3 protein-coding genes and 1 pseudogene are annotated in these 2,557 nt (G+C 39.0%); all 4 read right to left on the bottom strand.

All coding sequences use genetic code 11. The features are described from left to right. The 4 genes and pseudogenes from F6K22_RS38400 to F6K22_RS38420 all read right to left on the bottom strand — a co-directional run bounded on the left by F6K22_RS38400 (position 1) and on the right by F6K22_RS38420 (position 2,288). Positions 1-579 (bottom strand): RNA-guided endonuclease InsQ/TnpB family protein, encoded by a 579-nt coding sequence (locus F6K22_RS38400; RefSeq protein WP_363275346.1) that lies wholly within the window; start codon positions 577-579, stop codon positions 1-3. Positions 580-603: 24 nt separating this feature from the next. Continuing rightward, positions 604-1,241 (bottom strand): annotated as a pseudogene (locus tag F6K22_RS38405) (reverse transcriptase/maturase family protein); the annotation flags it as partial. Continuing rightward, entirely contained in the window at positions 1,195-1,911 is a 717-nt protein-coding gene (locus F6K22_RS38410) for a hypothetical protein (RefSeq protein WP_483244201.1), read from the bottom strand. The pseudogene F6K22_RS38405 and the gene F6K22_RS38410, both read right to left, overlap by 47 nt. Continuing rightward, positions 1,800-2,288 carry a hypothetical protein gene (locus F6K22_RS38420; protein ID WP_363275348.1) on the bottom strand — a complete coding sequence of 163 codons (489 nt, stop codon included), beginning with the start codon at positions 2,286-2,288 and terminating at the stop codon, positions 1,800-1,802. Before F6K22_RS38420 ends, F6K22_RS38410 begins: the two co-directional genes overlap by 112 nt. Positions 2,289-2,557 lie beyond the last annotated feature (269 nt).

Below are 2,557 nucleotides of genomic sequence, written 5' to 3' on the forward strand. Positions count from 1 at the left end.
TTAGCCCTCTAGCATATCCCAGATAGTCAGTTGTCTTTTTAGGTAGGGACTACCAACGATACAGTATAACCAGGAGCCTCCAGGCTGGTTTACAGACAACCCCAAAGCAGCTATATTTTTTGCACCATTATAATCAGCATCACCTTTCCATCCACAATGTTTGCAATGATAATCCTTACCATTCCTATATGATTTACCTTTTGTAGGATGAATATGCAAACATTTATGACAAGTTTGGCTGGTATCTGCTGGATTAACTAATATTAGTTTCACTCCATGCAACACACACTTATAAGTAAGAAACATACGGAACTGATAAAACGCCCAATTATTTGATAATCTTCGTTCTTTCTTACTTCTAGGCTTTTGATTAGTTCTAGTTCTAATATTTGTTAAATCTTCAATGGCAATGGAAGTCTCATTAGTCGCTGCCTTCTTGACTAAATAAGTTGCAATTTCGTGATTAATATGTTTCTGAAAGCGTCGTTCTTTACCCGATAACCGTTGCTGTAATTCCCGACATCTCCTTCGACTACTGCGAGTGCCTTTCGAGGCTTTTTGCTGAAGTACCGCTCTCATCTTAGAGTCATAATTTCTCTTATTTGTTTTGCTTTTGTTTAACTCCAGACCCATGTCTTTTAGCCAGTCTTCTATTACCTTTTGGCATTCTTGGACTATTGCCATATCCTCATGGAGTATCACGAAATCGTCTGCATATCGGATGAGCTTTAGAGACTTACGATTGTCTCGTTTGCCTCCTTTTAGTGTATCCGCATACTCCATAATCCAATATCCATACCATGTAGGGCTATATTTGCGAGTAGAGGAGAAATTGTTCCTCCCTGTGGCGTTCCTTCTGTGGTAGGGAATAGAGTGCCTTGGTTATCTACATATCCTGCTTTGAGCCATTTCTTGATGACTCGTTTTATTTTGGGAAATGTGTTTAACTTTTTGAGCAGGGTATCGTGGTTGATGCGGTCGAAACATTTAGCAATATCCGCATCAAGCACATATTTGGCTTTATATCTAATACTATTGAAAATTGCTTCAATAGCATCGTGACATGAGCGTCCTGGTCGGAATCCATAACTGTTTGGTTCAAATTTTGCTTCCCACTCTGGTTCCAACGCTAGTTTTACTAACGTTTGTAAAGCACGCTCATGTATTGTCGGTATTCCTAACGGTCTTTTCTCATCACTGTTTGGTTTTGGGATAAGTACCCTCCGCGTGGGGTGAACTTTCCCTAAAAAAGGATGTTCTACCCTGACGTACTTCTTTCGTACCCGACTGCGATTCACCAAAGGAGAATTCTGTTTCTAAATATTCACCAGGGTGTAGAAAAAAGGATATTCTACCCTGGCGTACTTCTTTGGTACCCCACTGGGGTTTACCATCGGTATCTATAGGATTAATAACTATGCACCATTCGCGATCGCTCAAAGTAGTAATTTCGACTTCCCCCACTACTTCTTCATAAACGTCGGGAATATGAATTTCAGCATCTGCAAAAGTAACTAACCATTCATCTCCCGCTTTGCGTTGCTGACCAAAAATATCAGTGAAGGTGCGTTTTGCTTTTAAGTGTAGTGCTTGGAGTTCGGTTAATACATAGGCATTAATAGTATCGACAATTTCTTCATCTACTCCAGGCAAATAAGCACCTTCTTCCCTGACCAACCATTCTTCCCCAGCTCTACGTCTATTACCTTGACGGTCTATACAATTTTGTCTTGCCAGGAGTCGTAAGGCTTGGTTAGGTTTAATTATTTTAGCAGTAACTACATCTATAACTTCAACTTCTACCCTTGGGGTGTAAGTTCCCGGCCCCTCAAATAACCATTCATCCCCTGTAGTACGAATGACGGTTTGAGATTCTCCATCAAGAGTGACTGTGTTGGTAAAATCTCGTATTGCTTTGAGGCCAGTGCTTGGTTTGTCTCAACTACCTGTAGTTGAGTAACATCTTCTTCGAGTATTTCTCCTGGACATAGTGGGAAAGGGTCTTGAGCAAAGCGAATTTCACGATCGCCATATTTGAATCTAATTTGACCGTAGTTATCAGCTACAAGTTGACCGGCACTATTTCTTAAAACAGGGTTAGCGACTACACAATAATGGCGAGGTGGAACTACAATTGTCAGTTTTGGTTGTAAGACTAACCTTTCTGTATCTCCCAGGGTAATGGTTTGAGGGCCTATTTCTAGTCTGGTGACACCAGTATTATTGTCAAGAACATGAATATACTGTTGTGGCTTGAGACGAATTATACTATTCTTCTCTATTTTAATTAGATATTATGTGCTACTTTCTTTCTTACTCATAGTTTGATAATTTTGTAACTGAGTATAAATCTGAGAGTCCTGACTCCTGACTCCTCTAAAATCATACTTTGATCCAGCCAGGAAGGGTATAAATTATATTCTATCTCATCAAAAAAAACAGACAACTATTTTGTTGAGTATCTTGAGTATCTATAGAACTCATTTGGAAACTATTAGACATTTCTATAAAAGAGGTAATAGATTGATAATTTGTGAATAATAATTAATTTTATTTA

This window comes from Okeania sp. SIO2F4, from assembly GCF_010672385.1.
Lineage (GTDB): Bacteria > Cyanobacteriota > Cyanobacteriia > Cyanobacteriales > Microcoleaceae > Trichodesmium.